Source organism: Kitasatospora sp. NPDC042419 (genome assembly GCF_056437345.1).
Window position 1 is genome coordinate 64,613 of record NZ_JBWKAW010000031.1, and the last position, 22,174, is coordinate 86,786.

19 protein-coding genes are annotated in these 22,174 nt (G+C 71.9%); 12 read left to right on the plus strand and 7 right to left on the minus strand.

Annotation, left to right across the window (positions count from 1 at the left end):
• Positions 1-6 precede the first annotated feature (6 nt).
• Together AC067J_RS36530 and AC067J_RS36535 are read right to left on the minus strand one after the other, a co-directional pair.
• Positions 7-1,185: a pyridoxal phosphate-dependent aminotransferase gene (locus AC067J_RS36530; RefSeq protein WP_478306730.1), complete on the minus strand. Its 1,179-nt coding sequence runs from the start codon at positions 1,183-1,185 to the stop codon at positions 7-9.
• A complete protein-coding gene (locus tag AC067J_RS36535; RefSeq protein WP_478306732.1) occupies positions 1,182-1,862 on the minus strand; it encodes an FMN-binding negative transcriptional regulator in 681 nt (226 codons plus the stop codon). The genes AC067J_RS36530 and AC067J_RS36535 overlap by 4 nt, the downstream gene beginning before the upstream one ends.
• A 365-nt stretch (positions 1,863-2,227) precedes the next feature.
• Here AC067J_RS36535 and AC067J_RS36540 point away from each other — a divergent pair, with 365 nt between their 5' ends.
• The 6 genes from AC067J_RS36540 to AC067J_RS36565 all read left to right on the plus strand — a co-directional run bounded on the left by AC067J_RS36540 (position 2,228) and on the right by AC067J_RS36565 (position 9,112).
• Entirely contained in the window at positions 2,228-3,562 is a 1,335-nt protein-coding gene (locus tag AC067J_RS36540) for a lysine N(6)-hydroxylase/L-ornithine N(5)-oxygenase family protein (RefSeq protein WP_478306734.1), read from the plus strand.
• A gap of 11 nt (positions 3,563-3,573) precedes the next feature.
• Positions 3,574-4,566, plus strand: a complete 993-nt coding sequence (locus tag AC067J_RS36545; RefSeq protein WP_478306735.1) for a Gfo/Idh/MocA family protein — start codon at positions 3,574-3,576, stop codon at positions 4,564-4,566.
• A 100-nt stretch (positions 4,567-4,666) separates the two neighbouring features.
• Complete coding sequence (locus AC067J_RS36550; RefSeq protein WP_478306737.1) at positions 4,667-5,677, plus strand: NAD-dependent epimerase/dehydratase family protein; 1,011 nt, start codon at positions 4,667-4,669, stop codon at positions 5,675-5,677.
• Complete coding sequence (rfbH, locus tag AC067J_RS36555; RefSeq protein WP_478306739.1) at positions 5,674-6,987, plus strand: lipopolysaccharide biosynthesis protein RfbH; 1,314 nt, start codon at positions 5,674-5,676, stop codon at positions 6,985-6,987. The genes AC067J_RS36550 and rfbH overlap by 4 nt, the downstream gene beginning before the upstream one ends.
• A 121-nt stretch (positions 6,988-7,108) precedes the next feature.
• A complete protein-coding gene (locus AC067J_RS36560; protein ID WP_478306741.1) occupies positions 7,109-8,344 on the plus strand; it encodes a class I SAM-dependent methyltransferase in 1,236 nt (411 codons plus the stop codon).
• Between the two features lie 312 nt (positions 8,345-8,656).
• On the plus strand, positions 8,657-9,112 hold the full coding sequence (locus AC067J_RS36565; RefSeq protein WP_478306742.1) for a DUF8189 domain-containing protein: 456 nt from the start codon (positions 8,657-8,659) through the stop codon (positions 9,110-9,112).
• Between the two features lie 137 nt (positions 9,113-9,249).
• Here AC067J_RS36565 and AC067J_RS36570 read toward each other — a convergent pair whose 3' ends face one another.
• From AC067J_RS36570 to AC067J_RS36580, 3 genes are read right to left on the minus strand one after another with little or no spacing between them, the layout of a single operon-like run.
• Entirely contained in the window at positions 9,250-9,498 is a 249-nt protein-coding gene (locus AC067J_RS36570) for a hypothetical protein (RefSeq protein WP_478306744.1), read from the minus strand.
• On the minus strand, positions 9,499-9,891 hold the full coding sequence (locus tag AC067J_RS36575; protein ID WP_478306746.1) for a PIN domain-containing protein: 393 nt from the start codon (positions 9,889-9,891) through the stop codon (positions 9,499-9,501). It abuts the gene before it with no gap.
• Entirely contained in the window at positions 9,888-10,178 is a 291-nt protein-coding gene (locus tag AC067J_RS36580) for a hypothetical protein (RefSeq protein ID WP_478306748.1), read from the minus strand. Before AC067J_RS36580 ends, AC067J_RS36575 begins: the two co-directional genes overlap by 4 nt.
• 620 nt (positions 10,179-10,798) lie before the next feature.
• Here AC067J_RS36580 and AC067J_RS36585 point away from each other — a divergent pair.
• Entirely contained in the window at positions 10,799-12,400 is a 1,602-nt protein-coding gene (locus tag AC067J_RS36585) for an alpha/beta fold hydrolase (protein ID WP_478306750.1), read from the plus strand.
• Positions 12,401-13,304: 904 nt separating this feature from the next.
• Positions 13,305-13,658 carry a hypothetical protein gene (locus AC067J_RS36590; RefSeq protein ID WP_478306752.1) on the plus strand — a complete coding sequence of 118 codons (354 nt, stop codon included), beginning with the start codon at positions 13,305-13,307 and terminating at the stop codon, positions 13,656-13,658.
• Between the two features lie 278 nt (positions 13,659-13,936).
• Here AC067J_RS36590 and AC067J_RS36595 read toward each other — a convergent pair whose 3' ends face one another.
• Positions 13,937-14,755, minus strand: coding sequence for an MBL fold metallo-hydrolase (locus tag AC067J_RS36595; protein WP_478306754.1), 819 nt, complete (start codon positions 14,753-14,755; stop codon positions 13,937-13,939).
• A 113-nt stretch (positions 14,756-14,868) separates the two neighbouring features.
• Between AC067J_RS36595 and AC067J_RS36600 the strand changes: the two genes are divergently transcribed.
• Positions 14,869-15,477 carry a helix-turn-helix domain-containing protein gene (locus AC067J_RS36600; protein ID WP_478306756.1) on the plus strand — a complete coding sequence of 203 codons (609 nt, stop codon included), beginning with the start codon at positions 14,869-14,871 and terminating at the stop codon, positions 15,475-15,477.
• A 369-nt stretch (positions 15,478-15,846) separates the two neighbouring features.
• On the opposite strand, the gene AC067J_RS36605 is transcribed toward AC067J_RS36600, so the two are convergent.
• Positions 15,847-17,079, minus strand: a complete 1,233-nt coding sequence (locus tag AC067J_RS36605) for a DUF4241 domain-containing protein (RefSeq protein ID WP_478306758.1) — start codon at positions 17,077-17,079, stop codon at positions 15,847-15,849.
• Between the two features lie 991 nt (positions 17,080-18,070).
• Between AC067J_RS36605 and AC067J_RS36610 the strand changes: the two genes are divergently transcribed.
• From AC067J_RS36610 to AC067J_RS36620, 3 genes are read left to right on the plus strand one after another with little or no spacing between them, the layout of a single operon-like run.
• On the plus strand, positions 18,071-19,054 hold the full coding sequence (locus AC067J_RS36610) for an ABC transporter permease (protein ID WP_478306760.1): 984 nt from the start codon (positions 18,071-18,073) through the stop codon (positions 19,052-19,054).
• 1 nt (position 19,055) lies between these two features.
• Entirely contained in the window at positions 19,056-20,018 is a 963-nt protein-coding gene (locus AC067J_RS36615) for an ABC transporter permease (RefSeq protein WP_478306762.1), read from the plus strand.
• A complete protein-coding gene (locus tag AC067J_RS36620) occupies positions 20,015-22,105 on the plus strand; it encodes a dipeptide ABC transporter ATP-binding protein (protein WP_478306764.1) in 2,091 nt (696 codons plus the stop codon). Before AC067J_RS36615 ends, AC067J_RS36620 begins: the two co-directional genes overlap by 4 nt.
• Positions 22,106-22,174: the final 69 nt, after the last annotated feature.

Here is a 22,174-nt window from a genome sequence, read left to right on the forward strand (position 1 = left end):
ACCTCGTCACTGGTCGGAGGGCCGGAAGCCGCGGACTCGGCGCTCCACCTCGTGCAGCAGCTCGAACTGCCGGTTGAACGCGATGCGCACGTACTGCGCACCGCGGACGGGATCGGCGAAGGAGGGGGCCGCGGGCACGACCACGACCCCGGTCGCGTCGAGGAGTTCGAGGGTGAAGGCACGGCCGTCCAGACGCCCCCCGGTCAGCGGGCCGATGTCCGCCAGCAGGAAGCACCCCCCTTCCGGAGGAGCGATCTTCATGCCCATCCCCGTGAAGATCTCCAGGGCGAGGTCGCGCCGGCGGCTCATCTCCTCGGACGCCACCACCAGGTCCGCCGAGCCGGCCGCGTGGCCCACGGCCAGCTGCAGCGGACCCGGGGCGCCGTTGGTGGTGAGTTCCTGCACCCGCCGCATCGCCGTGGTGCGCGCCGCGTCCGCCCGCAGGAAACCGAGCCGCCACCCGCTGATCGCATGGCTCTTGGAGAGCGAGCCGACCAGCACGCTGCGCTCCGCGAGGCCGGGCACCTCGGCGATCGAGGTCTGCTCCCGGCCGTCGAAGACGAAGCTGCTGTACACCTCGTCACAGATGACGGTCGCGTCCCACCGCTCGGCCAGCCCGGCGATCAGGTCCAGCTCCTGACGGGTCAGCACACGGCCCGTCGGGTTGCCGGGCGAGTTCAGGAGGACCACGCGGGTACGGGAGTTGAAGGCGGCGGCCAGTTCGTCGGGGTCGAACCGCCAGTCGGGCGCGTGCAGCGGGACGTGCCGGGGCACGCCGCCCGCGAAGGCGACCGTCGACCTGAACTGCTCGTAGCCGGGATCGAGCAGGACGACCTCGTCGCCGGGATCGACGAGCGCGTGCAGGGCCAGGAAGAGGGCCTCGGTGCCCCCGACGGTGACGGTCAGCTCCGTCTGCGGGTCGGTCGCCACCGGCAGGGTGGCGGCGATGTGCTCCCGCAGCCGCAGATCACCCGGGGGGAAGACGTACTGGTTCTTCCCCGCGCGAATCGCGTCGTTGGCCGCCCCGATGATGTCGACGGCGGTGTCGGGGAATCCGGGAGTGCCGAGCGCCATGTCGATTCCCCGGCGTTCGCGCGCCATGAGGAATATCTCGCCCAGGCTGTTGCCCTGCAGCGCCGCGACCCTCGTCGATATCCGCGGACCATGGTCTGTGGGACGCGTCATGCCGCTCCTCCACCTGCCCTATTCGTCTGGCCGTTCCGGGGAAGCCGGCCCATGAGCTCCGCGGTTTCCCGGTGCCGGCCGCAGGCGCGTTCACCGAATGACCGCTCCACCCGTTCGCGGACCTCGGGGGGCTGCTCCTGACTGAGCTTGAACATGCCCTCGGCGCCTGTCACGGTGACGCGGAATGCCCCGACACCGGAAACGATACTGCGGAAATAGTCGATCGATTCCGACTGGTCCCACCCGGAACCGAAACTGCTCTCGAAGGTCTGTGCCGTGGCCCGCACGACTTCGAGCGTCTCCTCGATCGAGTCGACCTTCTCTATCACACCGTGCACGTGCACCGAGGTGAAGTTCCAGGTCGGTGCGGCCGGCGTCACGTCGTACACCGCGGGCGACACGTACCCGTGCGGGCCGGTGAACACCAGGAGGACGGCGTCGCCGGTCCGCAGCGCACGCCAGTGGGGATTGGCCCGGTTCAAGTGCCCGAGCAGGACGGTGCCGTTCGGGTCCTGCGACCAGTCGATCACCGTACCGTGGTCCGGGATGACCGGGAGATGGGTGGCGAACGGGCCGTCGTCGCCGCCGTTGGTCACCGCCAGTGCCAACGGATTGCCGCGGATCAGATCGCTCATCCAGGAACCCTCGGGTTCGCGGTAGTGGCGGGGAACGAACATGCGGATTTGTCACCCCTCGAAGTCGAGCAGCCATGGCATCGGAATGGCCGGATTCCTGTCCCGTCGGCAGGACAGCCGACGGACCGACAGGGCCTCTTGCGGGAGCCCTCAACGCTATCAACCTTGACGCACCGCAGGTCTTCAATGCAACGTGATTACGCAAGCATGCAGGGCCGAAGTCAAACACGAAAGACCTCCGTGGAACGGCCCGCCGCAATGTGATTTCCCGGAAGCTTGATTGCGGGTGACCGGGTGGGTGCCGGAGGCTTTGCCGAAAAGTTCACGGAGGGCGGTGGAGCCGCTCCCGGATCGCACACGGATCCGGGCAGTCACGTCGCAGCCACGCTAGCGGAAGAAGTGTTTCCATGGGTGTCAACGCAGCTGATACATACGACGTCGTGGGCGTCGGATTCGGGCCGTCCAACCTGGCGTTCGCCATCGCTCTGGAAGAGAACGGGGCGGCCTCCCCCGCGGGACCGGTCGCCGCCGCGTTCTTCGAACGGCAGTCCTCGTTCGGCTGGCATCGCAACATGCTGCTGCCGTCGGCGACGATGCAGGTGTCGTTCCTGAAGGACCTGGCCACCCTCCGCAACCCGGTGTCGCGGTTCGGATTCATCTCCTTCCTGCACGCCTCCGGCCGGCTCGAACCGTTCATCAACACCCAGACGTTCTTCCCGACCCGCGAGGAGTTCCACCAGTACCTGGACTGGGCGCAGGCACGGCTCGCCGGCCCGGTCTCCTACGGAACGGAGGTCGCGGGAATCCGACTGCCCCCGCAGAGCGCCGACACGACCGCCCAGTACCTGCAGGTCGACGTGCGCGACCGCGGCACGGGCGCCACCAGGACCGTCGCCGCCCGCAACGTCGTGATCTCCACCGGCCTCGTCCCCCAGGTGCCGGACGGCGTGGCATCCGACGAACGGGTCTGGCACAGCTCCGAATTCCTGGAGAGGTTCAGGCGCGCCCGCCCCGACACCCTCAGGAAGGTGGCGGTCGTGGGGGCCGGCCAGAGCGGGGCCGAGATCGCCAGGTTCCTGTACGACAGCCTTCCGCACGCACAGGTCTACGCGGTCATCCCGTCCTACGGGTACTCGATCGCGGACGACACCCCGTTCGCCAACCGGGTGTTCGACGCCGCGGCGGTCGACGACTACTACTTCGGTACGGAACGCGCCCGGGAAGCCTTCTGGCGCTACCACAGGAACACGAACTACTCGGTCGCCGACGACGAAGTCATCCGCGACCTGTACCAGCGCCTGTACATGGAGGAACTGCGCGGGACCAAGCGCCTGCACCTCCTCAACATGGCCCGGGTCACGAACGTCAAGCGGATGGGGAACGAGTCGCGCCTCTCCATGGAGTCGCTGCTCGACGGCGCCTCCCGGGACCTCGACGTGGACGCGCTCGTCTTCGCCACCGGCTACGACGCCATGGACCCGAGCGGCGTACTCGGCGAACTCGACGGCCACTGCCTGCGCGACGGCTCGGGAAGGTACCGGGTCGACCGCGACTACCGGCTCGTGACCACACCCGATGTGTCCTGCGGCATCTACCTCCAGGGCGGCACCGAACACACCCACGGACTCACCTCCTCCCTCCTGTCGAACATCGCCGTGCGCGGCGGCGAGATCGCGGACTCCATCCTGCGGCGGCGCTCCGCCCACGGGCCGGCGACGCCCGCACCGACCACCCCCTCCTGACGAGGACTCCCATGGCCGCAGAACAAGGTCCCTTGCGCGTCGGCGTCCTCGGCTGCGCGGACATCGCCTGGCGCCGCACCCTGCCGGCGATGGCCGCCTGCCCCGACATCGAGGTCGCCGCCGTCGCGAGCCGCGACGAGGCGAAGGGCAGGCGCTTCGCGGCGGCCTTCGGCGCCCCCCGGGTACTGGGCTACGAAGAGCTTCTCGCCGCCCGTGACATCGACGCCCTCTACGTACCGCTGCCGGCGATGCTGCACGCGCACTGGGTCGCCGAGGCGCTGCGGGCGGGCAAGCACGTGCTCGCCGAGAAACCGCTGACGGGGGACGCGAAGAGCACGGACGAACTGCTGGCGCTCGCCGAATCACGCGGCCTGGTGCTCCTGGAGAACGTCGCCTTCCCGCACCACTCGCAGCACACCCGGGTCCGGACCCTGCTCGCCGACGGAGCCGTCGGCGAACTGCGGGACTTCACCAGCGTGTTCACCATTCCGCCGCTGCCCGACGAGAACATGCGCTACCGCCCGGACATCGGCGGCGGCGCCCTGCTGGACATGGGCATCTACCCGATCCGCGCCGCGCTGTACTACCTTGGCCCCGCTCTCGAAGTGCTCCACGCCGTACTGCGGGTCCGTGCCCGCACCGGCGCCGTGGTCTCCGGACGCGTCCTCGCCCGCACACCCGGGGGAGTGACGGCCGACCTGGCCTTCGGCATGGAGCACTCCTACCGAACCGGCTGCGCGTTCGCCGGCGGCAGCGGCCTGCTGCTGCTCGACCGGGCGTTCACACCACCGCCGTCGTCGCAACCGGTGCTGCGCATCGAGCGCCAGGACCACCGCGAGGAGATCACGCTCCCGGCGGACGACCAGTTCGGCAACGTCGTGCGGTACTTCGCGAACGCGGTGCTGACGGGATCGACCACGCCCGACCACGCGCGGGCGAGCCGGCACCAGGCCCGGATCACCGCCGACGTGGAACGCGTCGCCGTACGGATCGAGGTCCCCTAGAACGGCCGGCACCACGACCGGACCCGCCGGCGGGAGCACCCCGTCCGCGCCGGCCGTCCGCAGCGGGCGCCACGTCAAGTCGAAGAGGATGGAGAAGGCGATGACCTCGGAGTCCCCCGCCGGGACCCTGCCCACCAAGGTTCTTCTGATCGGTGGCACCGGATTCCTCGGTCGGCACGTCTTCGACAGGCTGTCCACGGCGGGCACGGACGTCACCGTGGTGACCAGGCGGCCGGCCGCCGCACCGGCGGGCTGCGAGGTCGCCGAACTCGACGACAGCGCTCCGCTGCGGGCCCGGTTCGCCTCGATGATCGACCGGTACACCCCCGACGCCGTCGTCAACACCGCCGGCGAGATCTGGCGCGACGACGCCACCCTGCTCCGGGCGGCCAACGCCGACCTCCCGGAGCAACTCGCGCTGGCGATGGCCGACCTCGCCAGCACCGCCCGGCTGGTGCACCTCGGCTCCTCACTGGAGTACGGGCCGCTGCCCCACCCCCGCGCCACCGACGAGAGCTGCCCCGAGGCACCGCGCTCGGAGTACGGGCGGACCAAGCTGCGCGGCACCCGGAGGATCTTCGAGATCGCCCGACAGGCCTCACTGGACGTCGTCGTCCTGCGCGTCTTCAACGCCATCGGATCGAACATGTCGCCCGCCAGCCTGCTCGGCAGGACCGTCCGGACGCTCGACCGGGCACGGCGCGAGGGACACCCCGCGCGCCTCACCCTGTTCGACCTCGGACAGCACCGCGACTACGCCGACGCCCGCGACCTGGCGGAAGCGGTCCTGCGCGCGACCGTGTCACGGCGGCTCACGGGCGTACCGGTCCTCAACCTCGGCACCGGACGCCCCGGCAGCGCCTACGACCTGGTCCACGGCCTCGCCTCGGCCAGCGGAGTGGAGTTCACGATCGACCTGATCCCACCACCCGAGGGCGGCGGACGCTCCCAGGCCGCACGCTGGCAGATCGCCGACCCGACCCTGGCCCGGCGCCACCTGGACTGGTCGGCCGCCCGGACGCTACCGGAGACCCTGCGCTGGATCTGGCAGACCGCCGGAGAGCGCCAGACCCAACCCCTTGCTGGCCGCCCCGCGGAAGGTACCCGATGAACGACAACCTCAAGGACGAGATCCTCGCACTGGTCAACGACTACCACGACGCGGCCGAGGCCCGGGCATCCACCTGGGTACCCGGCGAGAACCGGGTGCTGGCCTCGGGCGCCGTACTGACGGCGGCGGACCGGATGGCACTGGTCGAAGCGGCACTCGACCTGCGGATCGCCTCCGGCAGCTACGCGATCCGCTTCGAACGGGCCCTGGCCGGCTACTTCGGACTGCGCAAGGCCCACCTGACCAACTCCGGCTCCTCGGCCAACCTGCTGGCGCTGTCGGTCCTGACCGCACCGGAACTGGGCGACCGCGCGCTGCGCCGCGGCGACGAGGTGATCACGGTGGCGGCGGGGTTCCCGACCACCGTCAACCCGATCATCCAGAACGGACTGGTGCCGGTCTTCGTCGACATCGACCTGAACACCTACAACACCACCGCGCAGCTGGTGGAGGCGGCGATCGGCCCCAGGACGAAGGCCGTCATGATCGCGCACGCGCTGGGCAACCCCTTCGAGGCCGCCGAGATCCGGGAGCTGGCCGACCGGCACGGGCTGTGGTTCGTGGAGGACAACTGCGACGCCGTCGGCTCCGTCTACCGCGGCAAGAAGACGGGAACCTTCGGGCACCTCAGCACCGTCAGCTTCTACCCGGCCCACCACCTCACGATGGGCGAGGGCGGCTGCGTCCTGACCGGCAGCATGGAACTCGCGCGCCTCGTCGAGTCCTACCGGGACTGGGGGCGGGACTGCTGGTGCGAACCGGGGGAGGACGACCGGTGCAACAAGCGCTTCGGCTGGCAGTTCGGCACGCTCCCCGCCGGCTACGACCACAAGTACGTGTTCTCCCACGTGGGGTACAACCTGAAGGCGACCGATCTGCAGGCGGCCCTGGGGCTGTCCCAGCTGGAGCGGCTGTCGGAGTTCTGCGACAGCCGGCGCGCGAACTGGCTCCGGATGAGGTCGGGGCTGCAGGGCGTGCCGGGCCTCGTCCTGCCCGAACCCGCCCCGAACAGTGATCCGAGCTGGTTCGGGTTCGCGCTGACGGTGCAGGACTCGGCGCCGTACTCCCGCCGGGACCTGCAGTTCCACCTGGAGTCGAAACGCATCAGCACCCGGCTGCTGTTCGGCGGAAACCTCACCCGCCAGCCCGCCTACGAACGCGTCGAGTACCGGATATCCGGCAGCCTGTCCAACAGTGACAAGGTCGCCAACGACACCTTGTGGATCGGCATTTACCCCGGTGTGACCGAGGAAATGATCGACTATGTGATCCGCGAAATATGGTCGTTCGCGAAGGGGTATCCGCAGTGAATTCCCGGCCCGTGCTCCTCGAACGCGCTGGCAAGACCCGCCCCACCCGACACCGCTGGGTCGCCCGATCCTGTGAACGGCCAGGACGAGCCCACGAAGAAGGCAAGAGAGGTAAGTAGTCATGAACATCGCGGAGTGCCGCGTGTGCGGCAATCGGACACTGCTTCAGGTGCTGGATCTGGGAGAACAGGCACTGACCGGCGTCTTCCCCCGCAGTCGCGCGGAAGTCGTGCCGACCGCCCCGCTCGACCTGGTCAAGTGCTCGCCGGAGGGATGCGGCCTCGTCCAGCTCCGGAACACCGCCGACCTCGGCCTGATGTACGGCGACCAGTACGGCTACCGGTCGAGCATCCGCCCATTCATGATCAACCATCTCCGCGGCAAGGTCGACGAGCTCACCAAGCTCGTCGACATCGGACCCGACGACCTGGTCCTGGACATCGGAAGCAACGACGGGACCCTGCTGGCCGAGTACCCGGCGGACGGCCGCACCCTCGTCGGCGTCGATCCGACCGGCGAGAAGTGGCGCGAGTTCTACCCCGACCACATCGACCTGGTCTCGGACTTCTTCTCCCGGGAGGTCTTCGCCGCGCACTACGGCTCCCGCCGGGCCAAGGTCATCACCTCCATCGCCATGTTCTACGACCTGCCCGACCCGCTGGGGTTCATGCGGGACGTGAAGGCGACACTCGCCGACGACGGCCTGTGGATGCTGGAGATGAGCTACCTCCCGGCCATGCTCGAAGCGACCGCCTACGACGTGATCTGCCACGAGCACCTGGAGTACTACGCACTCAGCCAGATCGAGTGGATGGCCGAGCGCGTCGGCCTCGAAGTCGTGCGGGCGGAGATCACCGAGGTGTACGGCGGCAGCCTCTGCGTCACCCTCGCCAGGCAGGGCTCCGGGCACCGGCGCGACGAGGCGGCGCTGAACCGCCTGCGCGCCCGGGAGGCCGCACTGGCGCTCGACACCATGGCGCCCTTCGAGTCGTTCGGCGAACGCGTCCGCGAACACCGCGACCACCTGCGCGACTTCCTCGACACCTCGCGCAAGGACGGCAAGCTGACCCTGGGCTACGGCGCGTCCACCAAGGGAAACGTGATCCTCCAGTACTGCGGCATCGGAGAGGACAGCCTGCCGTGCATCGGGGAGGTCAGCCCGGAGAAGGACGGCCGCTTCACCCCGGGCACCCGCATCCCCATCGTCTCCGAACAGGACGCCCTCGCCCGGCGGCCCGACCAGCTCCTGGTGCTCCCCTGGGTCTACCGGGAGGGATTCATCGAGCGCGAGGCCCGGTTCCTCTCCCGCGGCGGCAAGCTGGTCTTCCCGCTGCCCGCACCACTGAGCCTCGTGTAGCGACGGCCGCCCCGGCCCCGCCCGCGGCCGTCCGGCACCCCCGGACGGCCGCCGCCGGCGGCCCGACCGGTCAACGGATCCCCTCATCGGACCCCATGCCCGGCAGAACGGACGGACACGGCGCCGCCCCCCTCTCGACGCCGTGCCGATCTGTCAGGGTTTCGAACCGATTCCGAAGTTTCGGCGCTGTCCGAAATTCACCGAGAGGGGCCTGCACAATTACCTCTCTCGGGGTACGGGGGAGCGAAGGAGCTCTGACAGAATCCGGACTTCCCGGAGGAGATTCCCCGGGGTGAATGGACGGGTGGGACCTTGAAGACGAAGGTACGTCTGATCGCGCTCCTTTTCGCCGCCGTCGGCGGAATGTTCGGCCTCGCCGCTCCCGCGAGCGCCACGGCCAACCACTACGTGGACATCGAGGTGGGGGCCGCTCCGGGCTACTACGACGGGGTGAGCGGCTGCACGGCGACGTTCCCCTACGGCGCTCCCTCCCGGGTGCTCCTGTGCGGGAGCCAGACCACGGTCGTGACGTGGGCGGACGGCCGGAAGGAGGTCACCGGGCTGGGCACCGACCACGCCGTCTGGACCTCGGCCCAGACCACGGCCGGCAGCTCCTGGGCCCCCTGGGCAAGCCTGGGCGGCGCCGGGTTCGACCTGAAGTACGGAGTGGCCTGGCCGAATCCGTCCAGCGTCGGCGCCTGGAGCGGCGACTACCAGTTCTGGTGCCGCACCATGAGCGACGGCTGGGGCCCCTGGCACCTCTGCTGACCCCGGGGCCGACGGTCACGCGATTCCCCGCAGGCCGCGGTCTCGTGCCGGCGTCGTTCCCGTCCTCGTGGCGCCACGAGTCGCCACGGGGACGGTGACCGACACCGGGCGCACGCGGTGCCGACATCCGAGGCCGGTCAGGCGGGCGCGGTCGGGTCCGCACGGGTGGGTTCCCCCCACCGGCGCACCCCGTCGGCGCGGCCGCCCGAGGCCGCTGCCTCCGCGGCGGCCGCGTCGGCGGGGTGAGTCGGCCCACCCCTGCGGAAGGGCAGGACGAGCGGCCGCTCCTGCGGCACGGCCCCGCGCAGCGCGGCGGGCAGGATCTCCCGGGCGAGGACGCGCGCGCCCTCGCCCACGTCGAGCCCGTCCCCCAACGCTCCCGTCACCTACGGCTCCAGGCGGGGGTCGTCGATGTCGACGGTGGCGATCCCGGGCGGGTACAGCTCCGGACGGGCCGTCAGGATCAGGTGCTGCAGCGGGCGCGCCGGGGTGGGCAGGCTCGTGGCGATGGCGTGGGCCAGGTCCGGGCCCCCGTAGCCGTCGCGGACCATGGTCGCCACCAGCACGGCTGTCGTCGCGTCCAGCGGCTCGAACTCGATCGCGGGCAGCGCCAGGACCGCGTTCGCGGCGCCCCCGTCCTTGACCTCGGCCTCGACCAGACACAGCACCGGGACCATCAGGTGCTGGAACGGGCTGTGCAGGGCGGCGTCCACGATCCGGTGCAGACGCGGGTGACCGTCGGCCAGCGCGGACAGGGCGCTGGAATCCAGGATGATCACGCGCTGCGCCTCGGGGTGACCCTGGCGCGCGCGTCGGCCGCGGCGATGTCGTAGACCCGCTGCAGCAGGTCCGGTCCCCGGTCCAGCTCGGTGTCGGCGAGGGTCATCCCGAAGTGCTCCCGCAGCAGCCGGCGGCCCTCGGCGACGCGCTCGGCGATCTGCTCCGCGGTGGGCTGCTGCTCCACCAGCAGGGCCACCTGGGCGCCGATCGTGGTGCCGCGGGCCGCCGCGAGCGCGGCCAGCCGATCGCGTGTGTCAGGGGAGACCTTGATCGTCGCATCAGCCATACCGCGATCGTACACCGCCGGTACACCAGTGGTGTACCGATCCGATCGCCTCGGGAACGCCGCTGCTCAAGCCGGGACAGGGACGCGCCGCCCAAGGCCATCCGGCCTGGTGGCGGGGGAACCTCAGGGTTGTCCCGTAAGCCCGAGGAGTTGCGCCACGGCCCTCTGGTCATGAGGCCCTCAGGCCTGGTCGTGGCTCCCCGAGGCATCGCGGTCACACGTGCCGGGTACCGGACGACTCCAGCCACTGGTTCACCACGTCGTCCACTTCATCCAGGGTCGGATCGCAACTTCCGCCGGGCGCGTAAGCCGGTGACCGGCCGGCGCGTAGTGGCAGATGTGCGCAGTACCAGGCCCGCCGGGCACCGGCTGTCTCCGCGGTCGTGCCCGTACGGAGACAGCCGAGCTATGCTGTCATGACCCTGCGGCGCCCGAACGCGTAGAGCGCCGGCTCGACGAACCAGCGGCAGAACGTGTCCGCGGCCGCGGGTGGTCCTGAAGTAGCAGATCCTCAGGGGCACTTCGGCGGGGGAGGCCGGTACCGGCGGTGGACGCGCCCGGCCGCCGCGGGCGCCTACCGTCGCCCCGACGGCCCACCGAGGCACCCCAGGGGAGACACCGTGATCCGCGCCGCCAAGCCGGCCGCCGCTGTGGCGGCGCTGGCCATGACCCTCCTCACCGCGTCGGCCGCACCGGCACTCGGCACCACCCCGCCGGCCGCCACCGTTACCGCCGACCCGCTCGCCCCGCCGGCCGCCACCGCCGACCCGCTCGCCGCGCTGCGCGGCCGGCAGCCGCTCTGGCACCCCTGCGCGACCGGCCCGGACGACACCGCCGGCGCCGACCTCGACGCCGCCGGCGCCCGCTGCACCGAGGTCACCGTCCCCCTCGACTACCGCCGTCCCGACGGACGGACGCTCAGCATCGCCCTCTCCCGGCTGCCCGCCACCGACCCCGCCCACCGGCTGGGCACCCTGTTCTACAACCCCGGCGGCCCCGGCGTCCCCGTCCGCGGCCTCGCCCTCGCCCTGCGGCAGGCCGCCCCCGCCCTCGGCGCCCGCTACGACATCGTCGGCATGGACCCGCGCTTCGTCGGCGCCAGCACCCCCCTCGACTGCGGCTGGCCGACGGCCGGCCCCGGCGCGGCCGGCCCCGACCGCCTCGGCTTCGACCGGGCCGCCGAACTCGCCAAGGACCTCGCGGCCCGCTGCGCCCCGTACCGCGCCCTGCTGCCGCACGCCTCCACCCGCAACACCGCCCGGGACCTGGACCTGGTGCGCGCCGTCCTCGGCGAGCCGACGATCGCCTACCTCGGCTCGTCCTACGGGAGCTACCTCGGCGAGGTCTACCTCCAACTGTTCCCCGACCGGGTGGGGCGGGCGGTGTTCGACGCCGCCATGGACCCGGACCGCTTCGGTCCCGACCTGACCGCCACCCAGGGGCCCGCGATGGGGGCCGCGCTCACCGCCTGGGCCGCCTGGACGGCCGGCCACGACGACCGCCACCACCTGGGCGCGACCACCGCCGAGGTGCTGGCCTCGGTCGAGCGGGTGCGCCTGGCCGCCGAACGCGCCCCGCTGGCGGTCGGCGCCCACCGCATCGACGCCCGGGCGCTGCCGCAGGTGCTGTGGACGGTGTCGGCCGGCGACGACGCCGCCGCCTACGAGGAGTTCTCCGCCCTGGCGCGCGTCCTGCTCGACGCCGCCGAGGGCCGCCCGGCCCGGCCGACCGCGCTGCTGGAGGCGGTGCTGACCGGCCTGGCGTCCCCCGACACCGGAGGCTACGCCGCCGCGCAGACCGCGATCATGTGCGCGGACCGCGCCGCCTCGCGCGACCCGCTCGCCTACTACCGCGACATCCAGGCCCACCGCGCCGACGAGCCGCTGTTCGGCCCGCTCACCCGCAACCTCACCCCCTGCACCTTCTGGCCCGCCGAGCCCGCGGAACCGCCCACCCGGGTGCGCAACGCCGTCCCGGTCCTGCTGGTCGGCGCCGACGGCGACCCGGCCGCCACCTACCCCGGCCAGCTCTCCGCCCACCGCGCCCTGACCGGCTCCCGGCTCGTGACCCTGCGCGGGGCCTTCCGCCACACCGTCTACGCGGGCCTGTTCGCCCCCCGCGACACCTGCGTGGACGCCGCCGTCGACCGCTACCTCCTCGACGGCGCCCTCCCCGCCCACGACACCGACTGCCCCTCACCCCACCCGTCACCGCGCCCGTAGGAAGAACCAGCCGGCAGACCCGACGCGGTCCGCCAGGCCGGCTTAGCCGCCCGGGAGAGCACCGAGGAGCACGGCCCCCAGCGACCACGGAACCGGACCCACCGCCCGAACCACCCGCGCCCGCCGGTGAGTTCCGCCCCACCGCAGCCGACCGGACATGTTCACGGATGCTCCCCGGACAGCGGGACGAGGCTCGCGGGGCCGGCCGCAGACCGTGAAGGCACGGCCCTACGCTGCGCCCGTGACACGGGCGGGCGGCGGTGTCCGCCCGGGGCAGCCGGCCCAGGGGTGCGGTGGATGTGGACGCCGGGTCGATCGCGTCCGCGACGCCAGCCGCAGTGGGGGAGTTCGCGCCGGCAGGAACGGCGGTGGGGTTCTACGCCCACTCCACGCCCACTCCACGCCGCGCTCGGCGAGCTGCGCGAGCTGCCCCGCCGTCGGCTTCGCCCTCCTGCTCCTCTGGTTGTCGAGCCAGGCACCCAGCGCGAAGTGCGACACCACCGCCCGCTCCTCACCCCCGGGGCCGGCCTCCACGGCCTCCACCGGCTCCTCGTGCGGGCGAGGCACCCGAGGATGCCGCCCCCGCGCCACGAACCGCGCCGGCGCCACCGGGCCCCGGGCGAACCGATCTGTCCGGGACACCGTCGGCTTCGCCTCGGCCGCGGCCTTCGCGGCCACCGGCTCCCGGTCCTCCTCGCTGCCGATCGCCGCCGGCAAGTCCCGCTGATCGGGCTCCAGCCCCGGCCACCCGGCCCGCTGCGCCCACACCCGGCGGCCGGGCTGCTTCCCCTCGAACACCGTGTCCACCGGCAACCGCAGAGAAAACCGCCGGGGACCTGTAAGAAGTGCGGGCCCACTGCCATAGACAGGACGTCAGCACTGGGTGCAGTCGAAGGTGTCGAAGTTGGAGACCAGCCGGCAGACGCCGAATCCGGCGGTGGTCGAGGCGGCATTCGACGGCGGCCAGCTCGACTTCCCGGTCGTCCTTGGGGCCGGTCGGACCGTCATCCGGGTCCGCCGCGGCGACGGCCTGACCGGTCGGCAGAGGCACGCCGCACGGTACCGGGTGGTACAGCAGCCGCCCGAGGGGCGCAGCCCCGGGTTGTGGGTGGTGGAGGACACCTCGACCGGCGAGCCGGTCCGTGAGGACGGTCGCGTCCTGCGATGGGGCATCGCGGCGAGCGCGCAGTCCTGGATCGGCAGAGAGCTCGCCCGCGGCGACTACCAGGGGAAAGCCGGCCATACCCGGGCATCCTGAGACCGACACCGCGGGCCTGCTCCTCACCCTGTCGGCCGGTGTCGAGAAGGGCACCGAGATCGTCGCGCGGCACATCCCGGCCGGCATCCCGGCCGGCCTGCTCCGGCTGTACTCACCGGGGCGTACGCGGTGTCGATCGCTGCCCTGAGGCTCCTTGCCGACCCTGCCGTCCACCGCTGACTCCCTGGCTGACGTCTGCGGGGAGGACGGCGGTCTCCAACCCGGTCGACAGTGCCCACAGACGGCTGCCCCCGCCTGCGCGGGGAGGGCGGGATCGGTCAGCCGATCGGTGGCGCGAGGTACTCCAGTGCGTAGCCGTCGCCGGAGGGGGTCACGCGGGCGATGCCGGGTGAGTCGAGGTGGGCGCCGGCGACGTAGTGGTGGGGTCGGGTCAGTTGTTCGAGGAGGGCCGCTCGCGCGGTGCGGGCCTGGGTCTGGTTGCCGTCGAACTCCCAGGACACGTTCGGCTGATCGAACTGGAGCGTGGGGACGTGGACGGTGTCGCCCCACGCGAGGAGGTGGCCGGTGCTGCTCCGGACGTGGTAGACGGTGTGGCCGGGGGTGTGGCCGGGGGTCGGGACCGCGGTGGTCCAGTCGTTGATCGCGACCTTCTCCGACACGGGTACGACCCGGTCCCGGATCGGTTCGAGGCGCCCGGTGAACACCGAGGCGTCGCCCGCGCCGATCCACACGCGCTCCAGTGCGGCGAACGCCTCCGAACCGTCCGGTGCGATCAGGCCGCTCACGTGGTCCTCGTGGTTGTGGGTGATGGCCACATCGGTGACCTGCGCGCGGTCGATTCCCGCTTCGTCGAGCGCGTCGTAGATCAATCCCATGGTGGGGTCGTGCCAGGCGTCGGATGCGCCGGTGTCGATGAGGACCGACCGCGTGCCGTCGGTGACGAAGAAGGCGTTGACCGACAGTCGCAGGTTGTCGCCGGCCAGCGGGACGGCGGCCGGCAGCTCGTCGAGGGTGCGTCCGTCCTCGTCGCGGAGCCGTGTCGGTGGCATGTCGATGTACCCGTCTCGCAGCGAGACCACTCGCAGATCGCCGAACTCGAACGTGGCATGGTGACGGCCGCTCGAAATCAAACGCATGAACCACTCCGTGGTGTTGGGCGCACGCCGCGCGTCTCTGATAGAAGATCAGATCTTCTTTAGGAGAAACCTTACACTGTGGGCAGCGAGGCACACATCGATCGAGGAGCACGGTGGTCGGGCAAGACGGAAGAGCGGCCGAACCGCGGGGCAGTGACGACCTGGCCGGCGCATTCGGCGGCAACGTGCGGCGACGCCGTGAGGAGGCGGGCCTGACGCTGGAGCAGCTGTCCGCACAGTCGTCGGTCAGTCGGGCGATGCTGTCCAAGGTCGAACGCGGCGAGAAGAGCCCGACGATCGGCGTCGCGTCCAGGATCGCCCACGCGCTCGATGCGTCGCTCTCGGAGCTGGTCGGTGCGCCGGCTGCTGCCACGTCCGGTGTGGCCATCGCCATGCGCAAGAACGACCGCCCCGTCTTCCGCGACCCGGAAACCGGCTTCGAGCGGCACATCGTGTCGGCGGCCCCGGGCGCGGGACGAGCCGAGATGGTCGTCCACTACCTCCCCGCGCAGGTCTCCACCGGGCTGCTGCCCGCGTACCCGCCGGGTACGGAGAAACAACTCGTGGTGCTGAAAGGCACCCTCACCGTGGCGATCGGCGGGATCACCGAGACCCTGGACGCAGGCGACTCCCTGTTCCTCCAAGCCGATGCGGACCACGGCTTCGCCAACCGGACGAACGCTCCCTGCGAATACATCATGGTCATCTCGCGCAGGACCTGATCGGCCGCCCGGCGCTGGCGCGACAGGCGCAGGCGCTCCCGCGCCGGGCGGCCACCGGCCGACGGCGCGGCTCTGCCTGAGGTGGCACGACGGAACGGCACGGGCACGGTGCGTCCTGCGGATCGTCGGCCCGGGGGGGCGAACCGGCGGGTGGGCACCACCGAGTCGAGCGTGACACCGGCGCGGCTTCGTCCGCGCCTCCTGGTTCTGGTCCGGCTGCCCCCCCCCGCGCGCGGGGAGCAGCCTTTCGGGCCTGCCACGACGGTCGTCATCAGGGGATCACCCCCGGCTGCGCGGGGAGGACTCAGCCACGCACGTCTTCAGGTGGGCGTCGAGCGGCTGACCCCCGGCTGCGCGGGGAGGACGGGCTCAGGGCGCCATGAGGTCGGGCATTCCTTCGACCAGCACCACCACACCGACCACGTCCCCGTCTGCCGACCGCCCCACCCAGACGGGATGGACCCCGTCCGAGCCCACCGCGAACGCCGCCAGCTCGGCGCCGGAGCCGGGCTCGCGGGTGTGGAGGAAGTAGGCGGAGCCGGTGCTGTACTTCCACGCCTCCGGGTCGTTGTCCTCCATCGCCTGCCGGGAGAGCCGCTGGAGCGGGCCCCACGCCCCGGCATCGGCGAAGGCGCCCGTCGCGCCGTCCGTACCGAACCCGTACGCCTCGCCCTCCCCGAGCAGCCTGGTGTCGTCGCACGGCCTGAGGGCCATCTCCCAGGACACGGCCGGGGCTTCCCCGACGCGCAGCCGGACCGCCGTGGACGACTCACGGCCGTCGAGGAAGGCGGCCTGCGCCTCGTCGAGCACGTGCTCCCCCGGCGGGACGGCGATGCTGAAGTGCGGCCCGTCATGGTCCAGGGGGCAGTCGACGGCCAGCAGGCCGCTCGGCACGCGCAGGGTGCCGGACCGCCTCGGCTCCACGGCGGTCATCTCGTCGCCGTAGGGATCGGACATGCGCGTACCGGGCCGGAAGAGCGCATCGAAGTCGATGGACGAGAACATGCGGGATGACTCCCGACGCCACGGCACGGAAGCCTCGGGCGTCCCGGCAGCGTCCAAGTGCACCCGCACCCAGTCCGGCAGGTGCTCCCCGCCCGGAAGCGGCCGCCACTTCCCGAACTCCGGCCGGGCCGACCACAGCCGCTCTTCCGGCACCGTGAGCACGGCCTCCAGCGAGGAGCCTCGCATGCCCTCGGGCTGGTGCGAGATCCGTCCCGTACCGTCAGGGAAGACCTCCACCACGGTACGAGGGCAGTCCTGGGCGGATTCCGCCATCACCGGATCCGGGTGGCGCCAGCTGATCGCACGCCGGTTCAGCAGCCGCTCCTCGTCGACCAGCAGCCTCAGTTCCGCTTCGAGTGTCCGGCGGCCCTGTTCGTCGTACGCCCACACCTCGACGAAGCCCGCGCCCCACGACACCAGCCGCACCTCCGCCGGCACCTCGCACCCCGGCACCCGGAGCATCACCGCGTACGGCAGCCCCTCGGCGTCCCGCGCCCGCGCCTCCCCGACGGACAGCGCCCGCCCGGGGGTACGGGACGCCGGATCCCAGCCCTCCGCGTACCCCACCTCGACGACCGTCCCCGATCCCCGCTCCATCTGCCACCACCCGCTCGTACCCGATCCTGCCGAGCGCAAGATATCGGCTACCGCCGACACAGAAAGCCTGGTCCTGGCCGTATCCGCTTCCTGGCTGAGCCGGCAGTGCTGCGGGAGGCGATCGGGCCCGAGCTGTACGAGGCCGTACTGGCCGCCCCGGGCCCTGACCCGAACCACCCGAGCCCGCGAAGCCCTCGCCCACCACCACACCGCCCTCGCCCACGGCCACGCTGGCTTCGTCTAGTCAGCAGTTTGGGTAGCGCTTGGCGATCGAGCTGTCGAATCATGCCGGAACAAGCTCGGCCCGGCCCCCGTGCCACTCGCGATCAGCTGAAGCGGGACCCGCGCCCGTCCATGGGAAGAAGGACCAGCCCAACGCAACAGGGAGAACGTGCTCCACACCGACCGCTCAACACCGTACTCCGGCGAACCCCCGCTCGTGGGAAGACACCGAGCGACCGGGCGGCCGGCGCCTGCGGATCGGCTGCCCTCGCGGGCGTGGGGAGGACCCCAGCCCGGTGACTGCGGCGGCGGTCGCCCCCGGCTGACCCCCGCTCAGGCGGGGGTCAGCCGGAGCAACGATGAGAACGGCCGGCGCCGCGTCGTCCACTACCGGCTCCACTGCGGCATCGACCGCAGCCGCCCGACGAACCGCCTGGTGACGGACGAGATGTACCTGTACGTCTCGTGGCTCGCCCCCACCGCTCCGGTCGCACCGCCCGGCCACACGCCCTTGCAGCCTCCGTACCCGCTCCCACCTGCGAAATGACGGAAGTGTGACGCGGACACGTCCGTGTACTTCAGGGCCGTTTCGTCTTCGTGTCCAAATGTCTGGACCACTGGTGCCACGTGTCGCTCGCACACAGACTTGGCCTCTGCACCACAGTGCAAGCACCCTCCTGGACCGAAAGAGCTCCACCCCCATGCTCAGCTCCGCCAGACCCGACGCTTCCCAGCCGCACCCGCCGCATCCCGTGGGGAGGTGGCATCCGTGCTCCGATACGTGACACGCAGGGCAGCGGGCTGGCTCCTGGTGATCGCGCTGGCCACCAACGCCACCTACTTCCTCGCCAGTTCGTTCCTCGACCCGCGCTCGAACTTCAAGGAACTGCGCCCGGTCCGCACCGACGAACAGATCTCCCGGGCCCTGGCCCCCTACAACCTCGACCCGCACGAGCCGCTGCTCCACCGCTGGTGGGACTGGCTGACCGGGGTGGTCCTGCGCTTCGACTGGGGCCGCTCCCCGGTCGGAGTGGAGGTCAACGGGGAGATCGGCTACCGCTCCCTCGTCAGCGCCCAGTTGGTGATCGGCGCGACGCTCCTGTCCGTCGTCGTCGGTGTCGCGCTCGCCGTCCACACCGCCTCGCGCCAGTACGGCTGGCGGGACAGGGCCGCCCAGGCCCTGTCCATGGCGCTCTTCAACGTCCCGGTGTCCATCGCCGCACTCGCCCTGGTCCTGCTCGCCATCCGGCTGAACGAACAGGCGGGCTGGCACTTCCTGTACGTCGCGGGCGAGAAGTCTCCGGACGTGGAGGGATTCTGGGCGACGCTCGGCGACCGGCTGGCGCACCTGATCCTGCCGACGCTGACGCTCACCCTGACCGGGTACGTGGGCTACCACCTCACCCAGCGCTCCCTGCTGCTGGATGTGATCGACTCCGACTTCGTGCGCACCGCCCGGGCCACCGGGCTCACCCGCGCCCAGGCGATCCGCCGGCACGCCCTGCGCACCGCCCTGATCCCCACCGCCCAGTCCGTGGCCTTCAGCATCCCGGCCGTCTTCACCGGCGCCGTCCTCACCGAGACCGTCTTCGGCTGGAACGGCATGGGCCAGTACTTCATCCAGACCATCAACAAGAACGACGTGCACGGCACCGTGGCGACGGCCGCCTTCGCCGCCGCCCTGACCGCGATCGGCGCGATCCTCGCGGACACCACCACCGTCCTCCTCGACCCGAGAGTGCGGGTGAGCTGAGATGGGCACCCCTGTGAGCCCCGGCACGACCCCCGACGGCGCCCTCGCCACCGCCCCCGGGCCGGACGCCGAGCGGCCGCCCACCGGGCACGACGGGCGCTACCTCGGCCGGCGCCGCCTCTACCTGCGCCGCTTCCGGCGCAACCGGACCGCCGTCGCCGGCGTGGTGATCCTCCTGCTGCTCGTGCTGTTCAGCGCGTTCGGCGGACTGCTCACCCCCTACCACTTCTCGGACGCCGACTTCTCCGCCCTGACCCAGGCCCCCGGCGCCGAGCACTGGTTCGGCACCAACCAGGGCGGCAACGACGTCTACGCCTCGGCCGTGCACGGTCTCCAGCGCTCGTTGGTGATCGCGGTGACCGTGTCCGTCCTGACCGTCGCCGTCTCCGCGGTCGTGGGCGCGGGCGCCGCCTACCTCGGGGGCCGGGCGGAGAAAGCCACCCTCGCCCTCATCCACTTCCTGCTGATCGTGCCCTCCTTCCTCATCCTCGCCCTGGTCTCGCACCGGCTGGCGGGCGACTGGCGGGTCCTCATCCTCGTCCTGACGGTGTTCGGCTGGATGTCCACCACCCGCGTGGTCTGGTCGGTGTCGACATCCCTGCGCGAGCGGGACTACGTGCTCGCCGCGGAGTTCATGGGCGTGCGCCCCCTGCGCATCGTCCTGCGCCACATCATCCCCAACCTGGGCTCCCTGCTCATCGTCAACCTCACCCTGGGGGTGGTCTCCACCGTCCTCAGCGAGACCGCCCTGTCCTTCCTCGGCTTCGGCGTCCAGACCCCGGACGTCTCGCTGGGCACGATGCTCGCCGACGGCGCGGGCACCATCACCAGCGCCCCCTGGCTCTTCGCCTTCCCCGCCGCCCTGACCGTGCTGCTCACCGTCTCGATGACCTTCGTCGGCGACGGCCTGCGCGACGCCCTCGACCCCACCTCCACCACCGGCGCGGCAGGAGGCCGACGATGACCCTCGCACCCGCCCCCCGTACCGGGCCCGAGGCCGGGCCCGCCCGGCCCGCACCCGTCCTGTCCGTACGCGACCTCCGCGTCTCCTTCCCCTCCGAGGCAGGACCGGTGGAGGCCGTACGCGGCGTCGACTTCGACCTCCTCCCCGGGCGGACCCTGGGCATCGTCGGCGAGTCCGGCTCCGGCAAGTCCGCCACCGCCCTCGCCGTCATGGGCCTGCTGCCGCCCACCGCGCGGCTCGGCGGCCGGATCCTGCTCGGCGGCCGCGACCTGGCGGCGATGGACGACACGGAACTCGCCAAGGTCCGCGGCAAGGACATCGGCATGGTCTTCCAGGACCCGATGTCCGCGCTCACACCCGTCCTCAGCGTCGGCCGGCTGCTCTCCCAGGCCCTGCGCGTGCACCAGGACCTGTCCAGGAAGGACGCCTGGGACCAGGCGGTGGAACTGCTCGACCTGGTCGGCATCCCCGACCCGCGCGAACGCGCCAAGGCGTTCCCGCACGAGTTCTCCGGCGGCATGCGCCAACGCGTCGTCATCGCCCTGGCCATCGCCAACAAGCCCGCGGTCCTCGTCGCCGACGAGCCCACCACCGCGCTCGACGTCACCGTCCAGGCCCAGATCCTCGACGTGCTGCGCCTCGCCCAGCGCGAGACCGGCGCCGGACTCGTCCTCATCACCCACGACCTGGGCGTGGTGGCCGGCCACGCCGACGACGTCGCCGTCATGTACGCCGGACGGATCGTCGAGCACGCGGGCGTCGACGAGCTCTTCGGCCGCCCCACCATGCCCTACACCGCCCGGCTGCTGGCCGCCGTCCCCACCGCGGACAGCGGCGTCGAACGGCCCCTGATCCCGATCGGCGGCGAGCCGCCCTCCCCGGTCGGCCTGCCCGACGGCTGCGCCTTCGCGCCGCGCTGCGCGGTGGCCCGCGACGTCTGCCGGACCACCGAACCGGACCTGACCGCACCCGCCGGGCGGCCCGGCCGCGTCGCCTGCCACCGCGCGCAGGAGATCGCCGACGGCAGCCTGGACCCGGCCGGGGACGCCGTTGCCCCACCGCCGGCCCGCGCCGCGCAGCGGACCGTCGGCGACGTGGTCCTGCGCGTCGAGGACCTGGTCAAGACGTTCCCCGTCACCAAGGGCACCCTCCTCAAGCGCCGGGTGGGCACCCTGCACGCGGTCAACCGCGTCGGCTTCGAGCTGCGCGCGGGCGAAACCCTCGGCCTGGTGGGGGAGTCCGGCAGCGGCAAGACCACCACGCTGCGCGAGGTGCTGCGCCTGCGCGCCCCCGAGGGCGGCCGGATCGAGGTGGCGGGCACCGACATCGCGACGCTGCGCTCGGCGGCCCGGGTGCGGGAGCTGCGGCGCGAGATCCAGATCGTCCTCCAGGATCCGACGGACGCCCTGGACCCCCGGCTGACCGTCTACGACCTGCTGGCCGAACCGCTCCAGGCCGCCGGCGCCGACCGGGCGGCCGTCCGGTCCCGGGTCCCGCGGCTCCTGGACCTGGTGGGACTGGACCGCGCCGTGGGCGACCGCTTCCCCGCGGCGCTGTCCGGCGGCCAGCGCCAGCGGGTCGGCATCGCCCGGGCCCTGGCGTGCGAGCCGAAACTGCTGGTCCTGGACGAGCCGCTGTCCGCCCTGGACGTCTCCGTGCAGGCCGAGATCGTCAACCTGCTCGTCCGGCTGAAGCGGGAACTCGGCCTGGCCTACCTCGTGGTGGCGCACGACCTGGCCGTGGTGCGTTACTTCTCCGACCGGATCGCGGTGATGTACCTCGGGCACATCGTCGAGTCCGGCGCCACCGAGGAGATCTTCGCCCGGCCGCGGCACCCGTACACGAAGGCCCTGTTGTCGGCGATCCCGCTGCCCGACCCGGAGCGCGAGCGCCGTCGCGAGCGCATCGTCCTCGAAGGCGAGCAGCCCAGCGCCGCCCGGCTGCCGGCGGGCTGCGTGTTCGTCGACCGCTGCCCGCTCCACCGGGAGGCCGACGAGAGCGTGCGGACGCGCTGCCGCACCGAACGGCCTTCGACGCTCGGCGCGTCGGACGGCTCCGACCACCGGTACGCCTGCCACGCGGTCTGACACCCGCTCCCCCCTTCTCGCCCGCTCCCCCTTCTCGCCGCCCCCCTTCTTGCCGCTCCCCCTTCCCAA

Bases quoted from the DNA above. Each gene is read 5' to 3' on its own strand.
- AC067J_RS36550 (WP_478306737.1), top strand. From the start codon at position 4,667: ATGACCTCGGAGTCCCCCGCCGGGACCCTGCCCACCAAGGTTCTTCTG.
- AC067J_RS36560 (WP_478306741.1), top strand. From the start codon at position 7,109: ATGAACATCGCGGAGTGCCGCGTGTGCGGCAATCGGACACTGCTTCAG.
- AC067J_RS36545 (WP_478306735.1), top strand. From the start codon at position 3,574: ATGGCCGCAGAACAAGGTCCCTTGCGCGTCGGCGTCCTCGGCTGCGCG.
- rfbH (WP_478306739.1), top strand. From the start codon at position 5,674: ATGAACGACAACCTCAAGGACGAGATCCTCGCACTGGTCAACGACTAC.
- AC067J_RS36530 (WP_478306730.1), bottom strand. From the start codon at position 1,185: ATGACGCGTCCCACAGACCATGGTCCGCGGATATCGACGAGGGTCGCG.
- AC067J_RS36615 (WP_478306762.1), top strand. From the start codon at position 19,056: ATGGGCACCCCTGTGAGCCCCGGCACGACCCCCGACGGCGCCCTCGCC.
- AC067J_RS36605 (WP_478306758.1), bottom strand. From the start codon at position 17,079: ATGGAGCGGGGATCGGGGACGGTCGTCGAGGTGGGGTACGCGGAGGGC.
- AC067J_RS36580 (WP_478306748.1), bottom strand. From the start codon at position 10,178: ATGGCTGATGCGACGATCAAGGTCTCCCCTGACACACGCGATCGGCTG.
- AC067J_RS36620 (WP_478306764.1), top strand. From the start codon at position 20,015: ATGACCCTCGCACCCGCCCCCCGTACCGGGCCCGAGGCCGGGCCCGCC.
- AC067J_RS36540 (WP_478306734.1), top strand. From the start codon at position 2,228: ATGGGTGTCAACGCAGCTGATACATACGACGTCGTGGGCGTCGGATTC.
- AC067J_RS36595 (WP_478306754.1), bottom strand. From the start codon at position 14,755: ATGCGTTTGATTTCGAGCGGCCGTCACCATGCCACGTTCGAGTTCGGC.
- AC067J_RS36535 (WP_478306732.1), bottom strand. From the start codon at position 1,862: ATGTTCGTTCCCCGCCACTACCGCGAACCCGAGGGTTCCTGGATGAGC.